This window comes from Amycolatopsis dongchuanensis (assembly GCF_039542405.1).
In the GTDB taxonomy this organism is placed as follows: domain Bacteria; phylum Actinomycetota; class Actinomycetes; order Mycobacteriales; family Pseudonocardiaceae; genus Amycolatopsis_E; species Amycolatopsis_E sacchari.
Genome location: NZ_BAABIB010000017.1, coordinates 18,592 through 33,563 on the forward strand (window position 1 = coordinate 18,592; position 14,972 = coordinate 33,563).

Sequence of the window (14,972 nt, forward strand, 5' to 3'; positions counted from 1 at the left end):
CGGTCATGAGACACACCCGGATGGAACCCGGCATCCTGTACTTCGGCACCCCGGTGGTGCTGCTGTCCACCTGCAACGAGGACGGCTCGGCGAACCTCGCGCCGATGTCGTCGGCGTTCTGGCTGGGCTGGCGGGGGATGCTGGGGCTGGGCGCGCGGGCGAAGACCGCGGAGAACCTGCTGCGCACCGGCGAGTGCGTGCTGAACCTGCCGTCCGACTCGCTGGCCCCGCAGGTCGACCGGCTCGCGCTGACCACCGGCAGCGACCCGGTGCCGCCGCGCAAGGCCGAGCGCGGTTACGTCCACGAGGGCGACAAGTTCGCCCGCGCGGGGCTGACGCCGTTGGAGTCGGAGGTGGTCGCGCCGCCCCGCGTCGAGGAATGCCCCGTGCACCTGGAGGCGGTCCTCGAAGCGAGCCACCCGGTCGGCGACGGGGGCGTGCTCGCGTTCGAGGTGCGGATCGTGCGGGTGCACGTCGCCGACGAGATCCGGCTGCCCGGCACGACCGACCGCATCGACCCGGACCGCTGGCGCCCGCTGATCATGAGCTTCCAGCAGTTCTACGGCCTCGGCCCGCGCGTGCACCCGTCCACGCTGGCGACGATCCCGGAACGCCTGTACCGCGGCCCGGACATCGAGCGCGCCCGCGAGGCGGAGGTCCTCGCCCGCGGGGCAGCGGGGAACTAAGCCGCAACGACGACGAGTCTGTTGCCGTCGGGGTCGCGGAACGCGAACATCGGCGGAAGGCCCTGCCAGCGCAGGATTTCCGCGTCGACGTCACCCCGGCGGCTCGCAGGCCCTCGTGGTCATCGGTATCAGGCGGTGGGGAGGCGCACGCCGTCCAGAGCCCTGCCTTGACCCGTAGCCCGGCGTCGTCGGGATTTCACCGTCGTTCGTCCTTCGACGGGAAGTCCGCTTCGATGCGCTCCTCCTCGTGGTAGGACCGCTCCTGCGCGTAGGCGTCGTAGGCCCGGTGGTCCGCCTCGGTCTGCGGCGCGTCCGTCAGCGCACGCGGGTGCAGCCGCTCCTTGAGCACGACGTTCAGCTGCGCACCCAGCAGCGTGACGATGCTCTGCAGGTAGAACCACCACAACAGGGTGATGACCGTGGCGAACGTGCCGTAGGTGCTCTGCGCCTTGTGCAGGTAGTTGCTGATGATCAGCGACGACGCCGACTGCAGCACCCAGAACAGCCCGCCGGACAGCACCGCGCCCGGCAGCACGTCCCGCGTGGTGATCTCGCGGTCGGTCAGGATGCGGAACGCCGCGATGAACAGCCCCACGTCGAGCGCGATCGCGACGACGTACCCGAGCAGGTGTCCCGCCCAGCCCAGGTGGACGGCGTTCGCGCCGCTCGACACGAACCCGTTGATCAGGGTGCTCAGCACCAGGCCCAGCCCGATGGTGGCGAGCACGCCGACGCTGCGCCCGATCTGCTCGGTGATCTTCGGGCGCGCGACGTAGGGCAGCTCCCAGACGGAGTTGAACGCGAACTGCACCGTCCGCACGACGGACAGCCCGCTCCACAGCGCGCTCACCAGCCCGATGAGCAGTGCCCACCACGAGCCGGACAGCCCGTGCATCGACGACGGGTCGAGCAGCGGGAACATGGTGCCGACCTGGTCCAGCACGTCGTCCTTGACGCCGCCGGGCAGGAGGAAGCCCAGCAGCGTGATGAACACGAGGAACAGCGGGAAGATCGAGAAGAACGCCCAGAAGGCGATCATGCCGGCGAGGTTCGTGGACTGGTCCTCGCCGAACTTCCGGAACACGGCGACCGGGATGCCCACCGACTCGTGCCGCTGCTGGAACTCGTCCACCCGATCGAGCTGGGCCTTCACCTTGCCGGTCTTCTCGTTCACGGTGCGCTCCCGGTTTCTCCGATCCGTCCCCCGGGTGCTACCCGCTCGTCCACCAGGTCAACCAGGGGTTTTGGCGCGGTGGGCGCGGCATGGTACGTCACACTCCTGGGGTTCGCAGCGCGAGCGGGAGCTACCGTGGGTGCATGGCGAGTTGGGTGGCCCAGTGGGCCGAGTTGTCCGCGCGCAGGACGCTGGACCGGCTGGGCGAGCAGCTCGGCGCCGGCCTGCCGGCGGCGGCCGCGGTCCCGGGGCTGCTGGCCGCGATCGACCAGCACGCCGCCGCGGTGCGGGACATCCTCACGTTCGGGGTCGAGGGCTCGGCGGCCGTGGCGGGGGTCGTGCTGCTCGCCGGGTACGCGAACGGCGTGCTCGACCAGGCCCGCGAACACGGCTGGGCCTTCGCGGCGCCGGTGGACTGGGCCGCGGCCGACTGGTTCACCGCCCGGCTGCTGGCGGTCTGCGCGCTGGCCCGCCGCTTCGACGAGCCGGGCTACGACCCGCGCGCCCTGCTGGAGGCCTGAGGCGTTCGGGGCGCCGCGCCGCCCTGGGCTGCGCGGTGGCTCCGCGACGGTGGCCGCCGCCTGGGCTGAAGCCGCGCCGGGTTGCGGTCGGCCGCCGGTGGCCACCGAAGCCCTGCCCAACACACCCCTGAACGCCGGAACGGCCGGCCCCCGCGGGACCGGCCGTTCCTCCGATGGGTGGACGTCACCCCTGACCCGCGGTCGGGGGCATCGGACCCGGACCTTCGCCGCTCCGGGTCGCCGCGCTCGTCTCCGGGCGCAGCTGCTCGGTCGGCGCCTCGGTCGTGCGGGCGGCGTCCTCGCGGCCGCGCTGGTAGGCCTGCGTGCGGGCCTTGGCCGAGGGCAGCTCGCTCTCCGCGCGGCCCAGCCAGCTCTCCCAGCGCTGCTGCATCGGCTTGATCAGGCCACCGCCCATGCCGACGACCACGACACCGGCCACCGTCGCCAGCACGGTGATCAGCACCGGCGTGGTCACGGTCGTCGCGACGCCGATCTGGTTCAGCGCCGCGATGATGCCGAGCCCCCAGATGAACACCGCCGCGATAGTGCCCAGCACCCTGCCGTAGGACAGCCCGCTCAGCGCGCCGGACACCAGGTCCTTCACCGCCCTGGCGATGGCACCCGCCACCACCACGATGATGATCGCCACCGCGGCCTTCGGCAGCCACGCCACGATGCCCGTCAGCAGCGCGCTCACCGGGTTCGGGCCCCACACGCCGAACGCGATCTGCAGCGCGATCAGCAGGACGGCGTAGTACACGAGCTTGCTGATGATGTCGGAGGCGTCGTACTTGCTGCGCTGGAGCATCTGCTTGATGCCGCCGCGCTCGACGACGCGGTTGAAACCGACCTTGTCGAGCACCTTGCTCACGATCTTCGCGAGCGCCTTCGCCACGACCCAGCCGATCACCATGATCACCAGGAACGCGACGAACTTCGGTACGAAGGTGGCGACCGAGCTCCAGGCGTTCGACACGCCTTGTCCAAAGTCGACAGCCGCCAAATGGTTTGTGGACACTGCTTGTTCTCCTTCCGACCGGCGTTCCCGGCGGGTTCCCCTACCCCGTACGCGGGAAAACAGCTGCCACCCGGTCGGGTGGCGTTACGATCGGTCGGTGGAGCTTCCCGTGATGCCGCCGGTCCGGCCGATGCTGGCGAAAGCCGTGCACGAGGTGCCGCGTGCCCCCGGCCTGCGGTACGAGCCGAAATGGGACGGCTTCCGCTGCGTGGTGTTCCGCGACGGTGACGAGGTCGAGCTCGGTTCCCGCAACGACCGCCCGCTGACCCGCTACTTCCCCGAACTGGTGGACCTCCTGAAAGAAGCGCTGCCATCACGCTGCGTGGTCGACGGGGAGATCGTCATCGTCACCGAACACGGGCTGGATTTCGAGAGCCTCCAGCTGCGGCTGCACCCGGCCGCCTCCCGCGTTCGGAAACTGGCGGAGGAGACCCCGGCGAGTTTCGTCGTCTTCGATCTTCTGGCGCTCGACGACCGGGATCTGACCGCGGAACCGTTCGCCGAACGGAGGCGGCTGCTCGAAACGATCGTGAGCGGCGAGTTCGCGCGTGTGCACCTGACGCCGATGACCGAGGACCCGGATGTGGCGCAGGACTGGTTCCGCCGGTTCGAGGGCGCCGGTTTCGACGGCGTGATGGCCAAACCCGCCGACCAGCCGTACGAGCAGGACAGGCGGGTGATGTGGAAGGTCAAGCACGAGCGCACGGCCGACTGCGTCGTCGCCGGGTTCCGCTGGCACAAGGACGGCAACGGCGTCGGCTCGCTGCTGCTCGGGCTGTACGACGAAGCCGGGACGCTGCACCACGTCGGCGTGGCGAGCAGCTTCTCCGTCGCCCGTCGCGCGGAACTCGTCGACGAACTGGCGCCGTTGCGGGAGAACGCGCTGGAGGGGCATCCGTGGCGCCGCTGGGCGGAGGTGCAGGTCGAGGCGGGCGGCCGGATGCCCGGCGGGCAGAGCCGGTGGAGCGCGGGCAAGGACCTGGCGTGGGAGGCGGTCCGGCCCGAGCTGGTCGCCGAGGTGCGCTACGAACACGTGCAGTCCGGCCGTTTCCGGCACGGCACGCGCCTGGTGCGGTTCCGCCCCGACCGCACGCCCGAGTCGTGCACCTACGGTCAGCTGGAGGAGATACCACCGGCGGAACTGTCCACTTTGTTCGGTGAGGTGCGGTCGTGAAGGTCGAGATCTCCCATCCGGACAAGGTTTACTTCAACGAGCGCGGCGAGACCAAGGGCGATCTCGCCCGGTACTACGAAGCGGTGGAAGGGCCGTTGCTCGCGCGGCTGGGTGGCCGTCCGTTGCTGCTGGAGCGCTATCCCGAGGGCGCGAGCGGGAAGTCGTGGTTCCAGAAGCGAGTCCCGAAGAACACGCCGTCGTGGGTGCGGACAACGGTCGTGTCGACGCCGAACGGCACGAAGAGTGACGCGCTCGTCGCGGCCGACCTCGATCACGTGCTGTGGGCGGTGAACCTGGGCTGCATCGGGTTCCACGTCTGGCCGTTCCACGCGGACACGCCGGAGTTCGCCGACGAGCTGCGCATCGACCTCGACCCGTCGCCGGGCGTGGGTTTCCCGCAGGTCCGCGAAGCCGCGTTGCGGACGAGGGAACTGCTGGCGGAGCTGGGCATCGAGGTCCGCGTGAAGACGACGGGCTCACGCGGGCTGCACCTCTACGTCGACCTGGAGCCCCGGTGGGACAGCTACCAGGTGCGCGCGGCGGCGGTGGCGCTGGCCCGCGAGCTGGAGCGCCGGTACCCGGAGTCGATCACCGCGCAGTGGTGGAAGGAGGAACGCGGCGCCCGCGTGTTCGTGGACTTCAACCAGAACGCCCCGCACAAGACGGTGTTCGGCGCGTGGTGCGTGCGGCCGCGGGCGGGGGCGCAGGTGTCGACGCCGATCGCGTGGGAGGAGCTGGACGGCGTCGAACCGGCGGAGCTGACGATCGCCACCGTGCCCGCCCGGGTCGCCGCGCAGGGCGATCCCTGGGCGGGCGGTGCACCGCAGTCGCTCGAACCGCTGCTGGAGATGTCCCGGCGGGATCTGGAGAGCGGGCTGATGGACGCGCCGTGGCCGCCGGTCTACCCGAAGATGCCGAACGAGCCACCGCGCGTCGCTCCGAGTAGGGCTAAGAAGGCTCAGGGCTGAGCCGTGAGGTAGCCGCCCATCGTGCGGAAGTAGTCCGTCGCCGCGAGCTCGGTGCCGTCCTCGGTGCGGACGCGTTCGACGACGAGCCCGTGGTTCTGCCCGAACCGCGCGTCGGCACCGGCGACGATCACCACGCCGTCGCCCTCCTTGATGAAGATCCGCCCCGGCGTGCCGCCGTACCGCCCCTGCGAAACCGAGGCGCGCACGATCCGCAGCCGCTGCCCGCGGTGGTACGTGAACGCGTTGGGATAGGGGTCCACCTGTGCCCGCACGAGCCGGTCGATGTGCTCGGCAGGCCAGTTCCAGTCGATCCGGCTGTCCTCAATGGACCGTTTGTGGAAGAATGTCGCCTTCGAGCGGTCCTGTGGCATGAAGTCCTTGCGCCCGGACGCGATGAGCCCCAGCGCCTCGGTGACCACGGGCTCGATGAGGTCCACCGTCTTGTGGAACAGGTCCACGCTCGTGTCCCGCGGCCCGACGGGCACCGAGCGCTGCACGACGATGTCGCCCGCGTCCAGCTCCTCGTCCATCAGGTGCCCGGTGACGCCGACCTCCTGCTCACCGTTGATGAGCGCCCAGATCAGCGGCGAGAACCCGGCGTAGGCGGGCAGGAGCGAGTCGTGCACGTTCAGCGTGCCGTGCGGGGGGAGGGTGAAGATCTCCGGCGGCAGCCACGTGCGCCAGTTGTTGGCGACGATGATGTCCGGCTCGGCCTCCTTGAGCGTCGGCACCAGGTCGTCCGGCCGGTTGCGCAGCACGACCGGCACACCGTGCTCGGCGGCGAGGTCCGCGACCGAGTCCGACCAGATCTTCTCGTACGCGTGGTCACTCTTCGGGTGGGTCACCACCAGGACCACCTCGTGCTCCGAGTCCAGCAACGCCCGCAGCGTGCGGTGGCCCCAGGTCTGGTACCCGAACATCGCGACCCGCATCGGCTCTCCTCCGTCAGGGGATCAACATCACGCCCGAATGTAGTAGTTGAGGCTTCCCTAAGTTAGGTTAGGGTTGCCTCGGTTGTACATCGACAGATGGGACAGGGCATGCCAGTACCACCGGAGTTCGACCTGATCGGGGTGGGTTTCGGGCCCTCCAACCTCGCGCTGGCGATCGCCGTGGCCGAGCACAACGCCGGGGCGGCGGAACCGGTGACGGCGCACTTCCTGGAACGGCAGCCGCGGTTCGGCTGGCACCGGGGGATGCTGCTCGAAGACGCCACGATGCAGGTGTCCTTCCTCAAGGACCTGGTCACCATGCGGAACCCGGCCAGCGGCTTCAGCTTCCTGTCCTACCTGCACAGCCGCGGCAGGCTGGTCGACTTCATCAACCACAAGACGCTGTTCCCGCTGCGCACCGAGTTCCACGACTACTTCGCGTGGGCCGCGGCGCAGGTCGGCGACCAGGTGTCCTACGGCGCCGAGGTGGTGTCGGTGCGCGGCGGCGACCCGTACTTCGAGGTCCGGACGGCCGCCGGCGAGGTGTACCGCGCGCGGAACCTGGTGGTGGGCACGGGGTTGCGGCCGAACCTGCCCGAAGGAGCGCAGACCAGCGACCGCATCTGGCACAACTCCGAGCTGCTGCACCGCATCGAGGACGTGCGGGAACCGCGCCGCTGCGTCGTGCTCGGCGCCGGGCAGAGCGCCGCCGAGGTCACCGCCTTCCTGCACGACCGGTTCCCCGGGGCCGAGGTGTGCTCGGTGTTCGCGCGCTACGGGTTCAGCCCGTCCGACGACAGCTCGTTCGCCAACCGGATCTTCGACCCCGAAGGCGTGGACGCGTTCTACTCCGCGCCCGAGGACGTCAAGCGGCGCCTGATGAACTACCACGCCAACACGAACTACTCGGCCGTGGACCTCGACCTCATCGACGACCTGTACCGGCGCGTGTACCGCGAGAAGGTGCAGGGCACGCAACGGCTGCGGATCTTCAACACCTCGCGCCCCGCCGACATCACCGAGGACGACACCGTGCGCGTCACGGTCGAATCGCTGACCACGGGCGAGAAAACGGTGCTCGACGCCGACCTGCTCGTGTACGCGACCGGCTACCTGCCCGCCGATCCCACGCCGTTGCTGGGCGAGCTGGCGCGGGAGTGCCGCCGCGACGAGCACGGCCGGCTGCGTGTCGAACGGGACTACCGGCTCGTCACGCCCGGGCTCGGCGGCGCCATCTACCTGCAGGGCGGCACCGAGCACTCGCACGGGATCACGTCGTCGCTGCTGTCCAACACCGCCGTCCGGGTGGGCGAGATCCTCACCTCGATCGTCGAGCGCCGTCCCGCTCCGGACTGGTCGGCCGACTACGCCTTGAAGGAGTGGGCATGAACGAGCTGCGGGCGGTCGCGGCACTGGCGCGTGCGGGGTTCGAGGACTACGTCGTCTACGAGCGCGACGGGGCGTGGACGTTCGCGGGCGGCGCGCTCGCGACCATCACCCTCGACGCGACGCACGTCCGGGTCCGCGGGATCGTGGAGTCGGACACCGAGTGGTCGGGTTCGCCGGGCGCGGCGTTGCGGCGGGCGCTGGAATCGTTGCCCGTGCCGGGGTGGCGCGCGTACGGGTTCGTCCACTTTGGATTCTCGAAGCTGCTGTCCGGGCTGCGGCTGCGGGGTGCCGCGGCGCCGGCGGGAGATCTGGTGCGGTTGATCGTGCCGCGGACGGAGGTGCGCCTCGGCGCCGACGGCGTGTCCGTGTCCGGGGAGGAGCAGGCCCGGGTGCGGGAGATCCTGCGTGAGCCGTTCACCGGCACCGAGCCGCGGCCGCGGCCGATCGACGTGCGCGCGGACGGGGCGGGCTACCGCGATCGGGTCGCGTTGGCGGTGAAGGAGATCCGGCAGGGGCAGTACCAGAAGGTGATCCTGTCGCGGACCGTGCGGATCCCGTACGAGGCCGACCTGGTCGCGACGTACGAGCTGGGCCGTGCGGCCAACACCCCGGCGCGGTCGTTCCTGCTGCGGCTGGGCGGTGCGGAGGCCGCGGGGTTCAGCCCGGAGGTGGTCGTGACCGTGACGCCCGAGGGTGAGGTGACGACGCAGCCGCTCGCGGGCACGCGCGCCTTCGGGCGCGGGAGCGAGCAGGACGCGGCGGCCCGCGCGGAGCTGGAGTCGAACCCGAAGGAGATCTTCGAGCACGCGGTCTCGGTGCGCACGGCGCAGGAGGAGCTGCGGCGGGTGTGCCCGCCGGAGTCGGTGCGCGTCGGCGACTTCATGGGGATCAAGGAACGCGGCAGCGTGCAGCATCTCGCTTCGCTGGTCAACGGCAGGCTCGCCGACGGCCGGACCGCGTGGGACGCGCTGGAAGCGCTGTTCCCCGCGGTGACAGCGTCCGGCATTCCGAAACTGGAGTCGCTCGACGCGATCGCCCGGCTGGACGAGGCGCGTGGGCTGTACTCGGGTGCGGTGCTCACGGCCTCCGACGACGGTTCGCTGGACGCGGCGCTCGTGCTGCGGGCGGTGTACCAGGAGGACGGCGCCGCGTGGCTGCGTGCGGGCGCCGGCATCGTCGCGGACTCCACCCCGGAACGCGAGTTCGAGGAGACGTGCGAGAAGTTGACCAGCGTGGCGCCCTACGTCGTGCCGGCTTAGCTGGGCTCGCTGTCGAGGTCGGCGCCGAGCCCGGGGCCGGTCGGCGTCCAGCCGAGCAGGTCCCGGGTGACGCGGCTGGAGGTCGGGTTGTCGAGGCCGATGAAGCCGCTGAGGAAGCCGAAGTGCCGCTCGACGTTCTCCGGGGCTACCGGCGCGTCCGGGACCCCGAGACGGCGGCCGATCATCGCGGCGAGGTCGCGGAGGGCGATGCCTTCTTCGGCGACGGCGTGCAGCCTGGACCCGGCCGGCGCGGACTCGAGCGCCAGGCGGTAGACGCGGCCGACGTCCTGGGTGCCGGCCGAGGGCCAGCGGTTCGCGCCGTCGCCGAGGTAACCGGCGACGCCGGTGGCGCGGGCGATCGCGATCAGGGCCGACGCGAAGCCGTACTGGCCGGGGCTGTGCACCGTCGGCGGCAGCCGGACGACCGAGGAGCGGACGCCGTGCCCGGCGAGCGCGATCACCCTGTTCTCGGCGTCGATCCGCGGACCGCCGGGCAGCACGTCGTCCTCGGTGAGCCGTCCGGTGAATCCGGCCAGGATCAGCCCGAGCGTCGCGGCTGTGCCCACGAAGGGTTTCCCCGAGCCCTCCAGCGCGGCCGCCATCGCCTCGATGGCACGCAGGTCGGTGGCGGCCGCTCCGGCCAGGTCGCCTTCCCGCATCTCCTGGTTCTGGAACGCGAGGTGGATGACGCCGTCGGCCTCGCGGGCCGCTGTGGTCAGGGCATCGAGGTCGGTCAGATCCCCTCGGAGCACGTCGGCTCCGCGCGCTCGGACGGTCGTGGCGGCCTGGTCCGAGCGGGCCAGCCCGGTGACGGTGTGGCCGGCGGCCAGCAGCTCGGGAAGGACCGCGCCGGCGATGCGCCCGGAGGCGCCGGTGACGAAGACGTGCACAGCTGGATCTCCTCAACAAGTGATTGCACTTGATGTAATCACCCTAGCGCCGTGACTGCACTTGGTGCAATCGATAGGCTGAGCGGGATGCCTCGATGGGAACCGGACGCGGTGGGCCGCCTGCAGGCGGCCGCGATCGACCTCTTCGCCGAACAGGGGTTCGAGCGGACCACGGTCGCCGAGATCGCCGAGCGCGCGGGGCTCACCAAACGGACGTTCTTCAATCACTTCGCCGACAAGCGGGAGGCGCTCTTCGGGCCCGTGTCCGAGCGTCAGCGCGAGCTGGTCGTCGCCGAAATCGCCGCGTGCGCCGGTTCGGTGTCACCCGTCGACGCCGTGCTGCGTGGTCTGCAAGCCGCCGCCGACGTGATGTTCGAGGAACGCCGCGCCGCCGTGGCCCGGCGCCGGGAGATCATCGACGCCAACCCCGAGCTACGGGAACGCGAATGGGGCAAGCGGGCCGCCCTCGCGGACGCCATCGTCGAGGCGCTGCGTGCCCGGGGCGTCGACTCCGGCACAGCGCTCCTCGCCGCCGGTGTCGGGGTCCTCGTCCAGCAGATGGCGATGCGGACCTGGGCGGAGGCCGCCGACGGCCGGCCCCTCCGTGAGCACCTGTCCGATGCGCTGCTCTCGCTGCACGCGGTCATCGGGCAACGGTCCGTGTGAAGGGATCTTCAGGCCACCTTGCCGCCGGTTCCGATGTAGCCGCCCGGCGTCGCGGTGAGGGTGACGACGACCCGGTCCCGGACGTCCTCGCCCAGCGCGCCGACCACGCGGTCGGTGATGGCCGTGATCAGCCGGGCCTGGGCGTCCGGCACGCGGTAGGCGCCTTCCCGCAGGTTGAGCGTGACCAGGACTTCGTCGTTCCCCGCGACGCCGCCCGTGCCCCGGCGCCGCCGCGGGATGCCGATGAGGTCGACGCCCGCGAGGCGGCTGAACTGTTCCCCGTACACGTCCCCGATGGCGTCGGTCAGTGCTTGGATCAGTTCGACCTCGAGCGTGCACATCAGCGAGGAAGCACTCGACGAGACCGTCATGCCCGCGGCTGCTGACCAGGAGGTGGACGACGCCGTCCGCGCGCTGCTGTTGCTCATGCCCCGGCTCGTGGGCAGGGCGGAAGAAGATCCCGGTGCCGGAGTCGCTGCGCTCGTTCGCGCTGGCCCCCGGCACCTCTCGTTGCTGTCGTACCTGCTCGTCGGCGACCTGAACCGGAAGGGGATCCTCGAACGCACCGAGGACGAGGCCGACCGGCGGCGGCGGATCATCCGCATCGCGCCGGACCAGGAGCCCGCGATCAGGGCCTGGCTGGCCCGGGGCGCGGCGGCCTGGCGCAAGGTCCTGACGCCGCTGACGCCCGAGCAGCGCCGCCTGTTCGTGGACACCCTGCTCGCCTACGAAGCGGCCGCCGGGTCATCGGCGGGAACGGCGGAGTAGCCAGCCCAGGTACACCCCGCCGAGCGCGGCCGTCGCCACGCCGACCGGCAGCGTGCCGCTCCCGGCGACGCGCTGCGCCACGAAATCCGCCGCCAGCACGAGGAAACCACCCAGCCACGCCGCCGGGAGCACACCCGCCCCGGGCGCGCGCGTGAGGCGCTTCGCGAGCTGGGGCGCGGTCAGCGACACGAACGCGATCGGCCCGGCGACCGCCGTCGCGACCGCACACGCCGCCGTGCCGACGACGATCAGGTACAGCCTGCTGCGCTCGACCCGCACCCCCAGCGCCGCCGCCGAATCGTCGCCCATCTCGAGGATGTTCAGCCGCCGCGTGCCCGCGAGCAGCAGTGGCACCACGAACGCCAGCGCGATCACGACCGGCCACACGTGCGCCCAGCCGAGGTTGTTGAGGCTGCCCATCAACCACACCGTCGCGCGCGAGACGTCTGCCAGTTTCGCGTTGACGATCAGGTAGAAGTTGACCGCCTGCAGGATCGCGCTGATCCCGATGCCCACCAGCACCAGCCGGCTGCCGCGCACCCCGCGTTGCCACGCCAGCAGGTACACCGCGAGCGCCGTGACCAGCCCGCCCGCGACCGCGCCCAGCGAAATCCCGAGCAGGCCGCTGCCGAACGTGAGGATCGCCAGCAGCCCGCCGGTCGTCGCCCCGTAGTTGAAGCCGATGATGTCCGGGCTGCCCAGCGGGTTGCGGGACAGGCTCTGGAACACCGCCCCGCTCATGCCCAGCGCCGCCCCGACACACACGGCGATCAGCACGCGCGGCAGCCGCAGGTCGAGCACCGCGAAGTTCGTCAGCCTGCTGCCGTTGCCCAGCAGCGTGCGCACGACGTCCAGCGGTGCCACGGAAATCGCGCCCACACCCAGGGCGAGCACGGCGAGCACCACGGTCGCGACGACGAGGACAGTGGACACCACCACCGAGCGAGAGGTGATCATGCGCGAGCCGCCTTGCTCCGCCGCACCAGCCAGATGAACACCGGCGCCCCCAGCAACGCCGTCACCACGCCCACGTCGATCTCCTCGCGCGCGATCACCCGGCCCACCACGTCCGCGGCCAGCAACAACGCCGGCGCGAGGACCGCGCAGTACGGCAGCACCCACCGCTGGTCCGGCCCCGTCAGCGCCCGCACCATGTGCGGCACCGCGAGCCCGACGAACACCAGCGGACCCACCGCCGCCGTCGCCGCGCCCGCCAGCAACGTCACCGCCAGCAGCGACAGCAGGCGCGTACGGCCGAGGTGCGCGCCCAGCGACTTCCCGGCGTCGTCCCCGAGCGCCAGCGCGTTCAGCGGGCGCGCGAGCAGCAGCGCCAGCACCAGACCGACCGCGAGGAACGGCAGCACGCGCACGAGCGTCCCGGCGTCGGCCCGCGACAGCGAACCGACCGTCCAGAAGCGCATCTGGTCGAGCGTCTGCTGGTCGAGGAGGGTGAGCCCCTGCGTGAGCCCGGTCAGCGCCGCCGACACCGCGGTCCCCGCGAGCGCGAGCCGCACGGGGGAGGCGCCGCCGCGCCCGGCGATCAGGTACAGCGCGGTGCCCGCGATCGCCGCGCCCGCGAACGCGAACCACACGAACGCGCGCAGGTCGGTCAGCCCCAGCACGGTGACCGACAACGCCGCCGCGGCCGACGCCCCGGCGTTCACGCCCAGCAAACCGGGGTCGGCGAGCGGGTTGCGGGTCAGCGCCTGCATCACCGCGCCCGCGACCCCGAGCGAGGCGCCCACCGCGATCCCGATGAGCGTGCGGGGGATCCGCAGGTCCCACACCACGTACGACGCGTCGGAACCGTCGCGTTCGAACAGCAGGTGGACCACAGTGGACAGTGGGACCGAGCGTGCGCCCACGGCGACGCTCAGCAGCGCGAGGAGGACCAGGAGCGCGAAGGCGGCGAGCAGTCCGAGTGCGCGGCCCCTCACCCCGCTTCACCGGCGAGGCGCCGGGCCAGCTCGGTCTTGCTGACCTTGCCCACCTTCGTGAGCGGGAACGCGTCGAGCACCTCCACCCGGTCCGGCAGCTTGTACTCGGCGACCCCGCGCTCCCGCAGGAACTTCGTGATCTCCCGCAGCTTCGGCGCCTCGCCACGCATCACGAGGAACGCGCACGTCCGCTCGCCCAGCACGGGATCGGCCATCCCGACGACCGCCGCGTCGTGCACCGCGGGATGGGCGAGCAGGTGGTTTTCCAGCTCCTCGGCGGGGATCTTCTCGCCGCCGCGGTTGATCTGGTCCTTGACCCGGCCCTCGACGACCAGGTGCCCGGACGGCAGCTGCCGCACGACGTCACCGCTGCGGTAGAAGCCGTCCTCGGTGAAGGACCGCGCGTTGTGCTCCTCCGCGCGGTAGTAGCCGCGCAATGTGTACGGGCCGCGCGTGAGCAGCTCGCCGTTCTCCAGCACACGCACCTCGTCGGCGGGGCACAGCGGACGGCCCTGCGTGGTGACGACCAGCTCCTCGGGGTCGTCGAGGCGCGTGAAGTTCAGCAGTCCCTCGGCCATGCCGAACACCTGCTGCAGCGCACACCCCAGCGATTCGCGCACGCGGCTCGCGGGTTCGGCGCTCAGCTTCGCCCCGCCGACCTGCAACAACCGGAGGCTGGAGAGGTCCTCGTCGGCGAACTCCGCCGCGTCCATCCACAGCAGTGCGACCGGTGGCACGACCGCGGTGACGGTGACCTTCTCCCGTTCGATCAAGGCGAAAGCCGTGTCCGGACTGGGATCGGGAGCGAGCACTACCGTCCCGCCCGCGGCGAAGGCGCCGAGCAAGCCGGGGGAGGCCAGTGCGAAGTTGTGGGCGGCGGGCAACGCCACCAGGTACACAGTGGACTCGTCGAAGCCGGAGACCCCGGCGCTCGCACGCGCGTTGTAGAGGTAGTCGTTGTGCGTGCGCGGGATCAGCTTCGGCGTGCCCGTGGTGCCGCCGGAAAGCAGGAAGAGCGCGACGTCCGCGGGGTCCGGTTCGGGCAGCGGCACGGGGTCGGCCGTGGGCAGGTCCTCGGCCGCGATGACGTGCTTGAGCCCCGGCACGGCTTTCGTCACCACGCGCGAGAGCTCCCGGTACTCCTCGGTGATGAAGTACGCGACCGCTTCGCTCAGCTCGCACAGCGGGACGATCTCGGCCTCGCGGTGTGCGGGCAGCGCGAGTACGGGCAGTGCGCCGATGCGCAGCAGCGCGAAGAACAACGCGACGAACTCGGGGATGTTGGGCAGCTGCACCACGACCCGCTCGCGGGGCGCGATGAGCGGTTGGAGTCCGGCCGCCAGGCGGGCGATCCACGCGTCCAGCTCCGCGTACGTCCACTTCGAGCCGTCGGGGCCGACCAGCGCGACGCGGTCCGGATGGCGCTCGACCCCGGCCAGCACCAGGCGGTCCAGCGGTTCTCCGGTCCAGTACCCCTCTGCCCGGTAGCGCTCGGCCAGTTCCTCCGGCCAGGGCACACACCCGTCCAGCATCCGCAGCTCCTTGGGTCAGGCGACGAGCTTAGGTTAGGCTAGCCGATGTTCTCGGAGG

16 protein-coding genes are annotated in these 14,972 nt (G+C 71.3%); 8 read left to right on the plus strand and 8 right to left on the minus strand.

What is annotated here, in order from left to right; genetic code table 11:
- Window positions 1-5 precede the first annotated feature (5 nt).
- Entirely contained in the window at window positions 6-686 is a 681-nt protein-coding gene (locus tag ABFX51_RS02845; RefSeq protein WP_091505101.1) for a flavin reductase family protein, read from the plus strand.
- A gap of 196 nt (window positions 687-882) precedes the next feature.
- Here the strand turns inward: ABFX51_RS02845 and ABFX51_RS02850 are convergent, their stop codons facing one another.
- A complete protein-coding gene (locus ABFX51_RS02850) occupies window positions 883-1,860 on the minus strand; it encodes a YihY/virulence factor BrkB family protein (RefSeq protein WP_091505100.1) in 978 nt (325 codons plus the stop codon).
- Window positions 1,861-2,003: 143 nt separating this feature from the next.
- Between ABFX51_RS02850 and ABFX51_RS02855 the strand changes: the two genes are divergently transcribed.
- Window positions 2,004-2,381, plus strand: a complete 378-nt coding sequence (locus ABFX51_RS02855) for a DUF6401 family natural product biosynthesis protein (protein WP_091505099.1) — start codon at window positions 2,004-2,006, stop codon at window positions 2,379-2,381.
- Between the two features lie 184 nt (window positions 2,382-2,565).
- On the opposite strand, the gene ABFX51_RS02860 is transcribed toward ABFX51_RS02855, so the two are convergent.
- A complete protein-coding gene (locus ABFX51_RS02860) occupies window positions 2,566-3,399 on the minus strand; it encodes a mechanosensitive ion channel family protein (protein ID WP_346051890.1) in 834 nt (277 codons plus the stop codon).
- A gap of 97 nt (window positions 3,400-3,496) precedes the next feature.
- Between ABFX51_RS02860 and ABFX51_RS02865 the strand changes: the two genes are divergently transcribed.
- A complete protein-coding gene (locus ABFX51_RS02865; protein WP_346051891.1) occupies window positions 3,497-4,573 on the plus strand; it encodes an ATP-dependent DNA ligase in 1,077 nt (358 codons plus the stop codon).
- A complete protein-coding gene (gene ligD, locus ABFX51_RS02870) occupies window positions 4,570-5,541 on the plus strand; it encodes a non-homologous end-joining DNA ligase (RefSeq protein ID WP_346051893.1) in 972 nt (323 codons plus the stop codon). The genes ABFX51_RS02865 and ligD overlap by 4 nt, the downstream gene beginning before the upstream one ends.
- Here ligD and ABFX51_RS02875 read toward each other — a convergent pair.
- A complete protein-coding gene (locus ABFX51_RS02875) occupies window positions 5,532-6,473 on the minus strand; it encodes a methionyl-tRNA formyltransferase (RefSeq protein WP_346051894.1) in 942 nt (313 codons plus the stop codon). The genes ligD and ABFX51_RS02875 overlap by 10 nt on opposite strands.
- A gap of 108 nt (window positions 6,474-6,581) precedes the next feature.
- Between ABFX51_RS02875 and ABFX51_RS02880 the strand changes: the two genes are divergently transcribed.
- Both ABFX51_RS02880 and ABFX51_RS02885 read left to right on the plus strand, forming a co-directional pair.
- Entirely contained in the window at window positions 6,582-7,862 is a 1,281-nt protein-coding gene (locus ABFX51_RS02880) for a lysine N(6)-hydroxylase/L-ornithine N(5)-oxygenase family protein (protein WP_346051896.1), read from the plus strand.
- Window positions 7,859-9,121 carry a salicylate synthase gene (locus tag ABFX51_RS02885; RefSeq protein ID WP_346051898.1) on the plus strand — a complete coding sequence of 421 codons (1,263 nt, stop codon included), beginning with the start codon at window positions 7,859-7,861 and terminating at the stop codon, window positions 9,119-9,121. Before ABFX51_RS02880 ends, ABFX51_RS02885 begins: the two co-directional genes overlap by 4 nt.
- On the opposite strand, the gene ABFX51_RS02890 is transcribed toward ABFX51_RS02885, so the two are convergent.
- Window positions 9,118-10,011 carry an SDR family oxidoreductase gene (locus ABFX51_RS02890; RefSeq protein WP_346051900.1) on the minus strand — a complete coding sequence of 298 codons (894 nt, stop codon included), beginning with the start codon at window positions 10,009-10,011 and terminating at the stop codon, window positions 9,118-9,120. The genes ABFX51_RS02885 and ABFX51_RS02890 overlap by 4 nt on opposite strands.
- Window positions 10,012-10,098: 87 nt before the next feature.
- Between ABFX51_RS02890 and ABFX51_RS02895 the strand changes: the two genes are divergently transcribed.
- A complete protein-coding gene (locus ABFX51_RS02895; RefSeq protein ID WP_091505091.1) occupies window positions 10,099-10,677 on the plus strand; it encodes a TetR/AcrR family transcriptional regulator in 579 nt (192 codons plus the stop codon).
- An 8-nt stretch (window positions 10,678-10,685) separates the two neighbouring features.
- On the opposite strand, the gene ABFX51_RS02900 is transcribed toward ABFX51_RS02895, so the two are convergent.
- Entirely contained in the window at window positions 10,686-11,048 is a 363-nt protein-coding gene (locus ABFX51_RS02900) for a tautomerase family protein (RefSeq protein ID WP_091505090.1), read from the minus strand.
- Here ABFX51_RS02900 and ABFX51_RS02905 point away from each other — a divergent pair.
- On the plus strand, window positions 11,047-11,445 hold the full coding sequence (locus tag ABFX51_RS02905) for a MarR family transcriptional regulator (protein WP_346051902.1): 399 nt from the start codon (window positions 11,047-11,049) through the stop codon (window positions 11,443-11,445). The genes ABFX51_RS02900 and ABFX51_RS02905 overlap by 2 nt on opposite strands.
- Here ABFX51_RS02905 and ABFX51_RS02910 read toward each other — a convergent pair.
- Genes ABFX51_RS02910 through ABFX51_RS02920 form a run of 3 tightly spaced genes read right to left on the minus strand, consistent with a single transcriptional unit; the run spans window position 11,422 to window position 14,914 of the window.
- Window positions 11,422-12,402, minus strand: a complete 981-nt coding sequence (locus tag ABFX51_RS02910) for a FecCD family ABC transporter permease (protein WP_346051904.1) — start codon at window positions 12,400-12,402, stop codon at window positions 11,422-11,424. The genes ABFX51_RS02905 and ABFX51_RS02910 overlap by 24 nt on opposite strands.
- The gene (locus ABFX51_RS02915; RefSeq protein WP_346051906.1) at window positions 12,399-13,382 is read right to left on the minus strand and encodes a FecCD family ABC transporter permease; all 984 of its coding nucleotides are present in this window, start codon (window positions 13,380-13,382) and stop codon (window positions 12,399-12,401) included. Before ABFX51_RS02915 ends, ABFX51_RS02910 begins: the two co-directional genes overlap by 4 nt.
- The gene (locus ABFX51_RS02920; RefSeq protein WP_346051908.1) at window positions 13,379-14,914 is read right to left on the minus strand and encodes a (2,3-dihydroxybenzoyl)adenylate synthase; all 1,536 of its coding nucleotides are present in this window, start codon (window positions 14,912-14,914) and stop codon (window positions 13,379-13,381) included. Before ABFX51_RS02920 ends, ABFX51_RS02915 begins: the two co-directional genes overlap by 4 nt.
- Window positions 14,915-14,972: the final 58 nt, after the last annotated feature.

Excerpts from the sequence above, each read along its gene's own strand:
- ABFX51_RS02845 (WP_091505101.1), top strand. The coding sequence starts at position 6 with ATGAGACACACCCGGATGGAACCCGGCATCCTGTACTTCGGCACCCCG.
- ABFX51_RS02855 (WP_091505099.1), top strand. The coding sequence starts at position 2,004 with ATGGCGAGTTGGGTGGCCCAGTGGGCCGAGTTGTCCGCGCGCAGGACG.
- ABFX51_RS02875 (WP_346051894.1), bottom strand. The coding sequence starts at position 6,473 with ATGCGGGTCGCGATGTTCGGGTACCAGACCTGGGGCCACCGCACGCTG.
- ABFX51_RS02880 (WP_346051896.1), top strand. The coding sequence starts at position 6,582 with ATGCCAGTACCACCGGAGTTCGACCTGATCGGGGTGGGTTTCGGGCCC.
- ABFX51_RS02885 (WP_346051898.1), top strand. The coding sequence starts at position 7,859 with ATGAACGAGCTGCGGGCGGTCGCGGCACTGGCGCGTGCGGGGTTCGAG.
- ABFX51_RS02895 (WP_091505091.1), top strand. The coding sequence starts at position 10,099 with ATGCCTCGATGGGAACCGGACGCGGTGGGCCGCCTGCAGGCGGCCGCG.
- ABFX51_RS02905 (WP_346051902.1), top strand. The coding sequence starts at position 11,047 with ATGCCCGCGGCTGCTGACCAGGAGGTGGACGACGCCGTCCGCGCGCTG.
- ABFX51_RS02900 (WP_091505090.1), bottom strand. The coding sequence starts at position 11,048 with ATGACGGTCTCGTCGAGTGCTTCCTCGCTGATGTGCACGCTCGAGGTC.
- ABFX51_RS02910 (WP_346051904.1), bottom strand. The coding sequence starts at position 12,402 with ATGATCACCTCTCGCTCGGTGGTGGTGTCCACTGTCCTCGTCGTCGCG.
- ABFX51_RS02920 (WP_346051908.1), bottom strand. The coding sequence starts at position 14,914 with ATGCTGGACGGGTGTGTGCCCTGGCCGGAGGAACTGGCCGAGCGCTAC.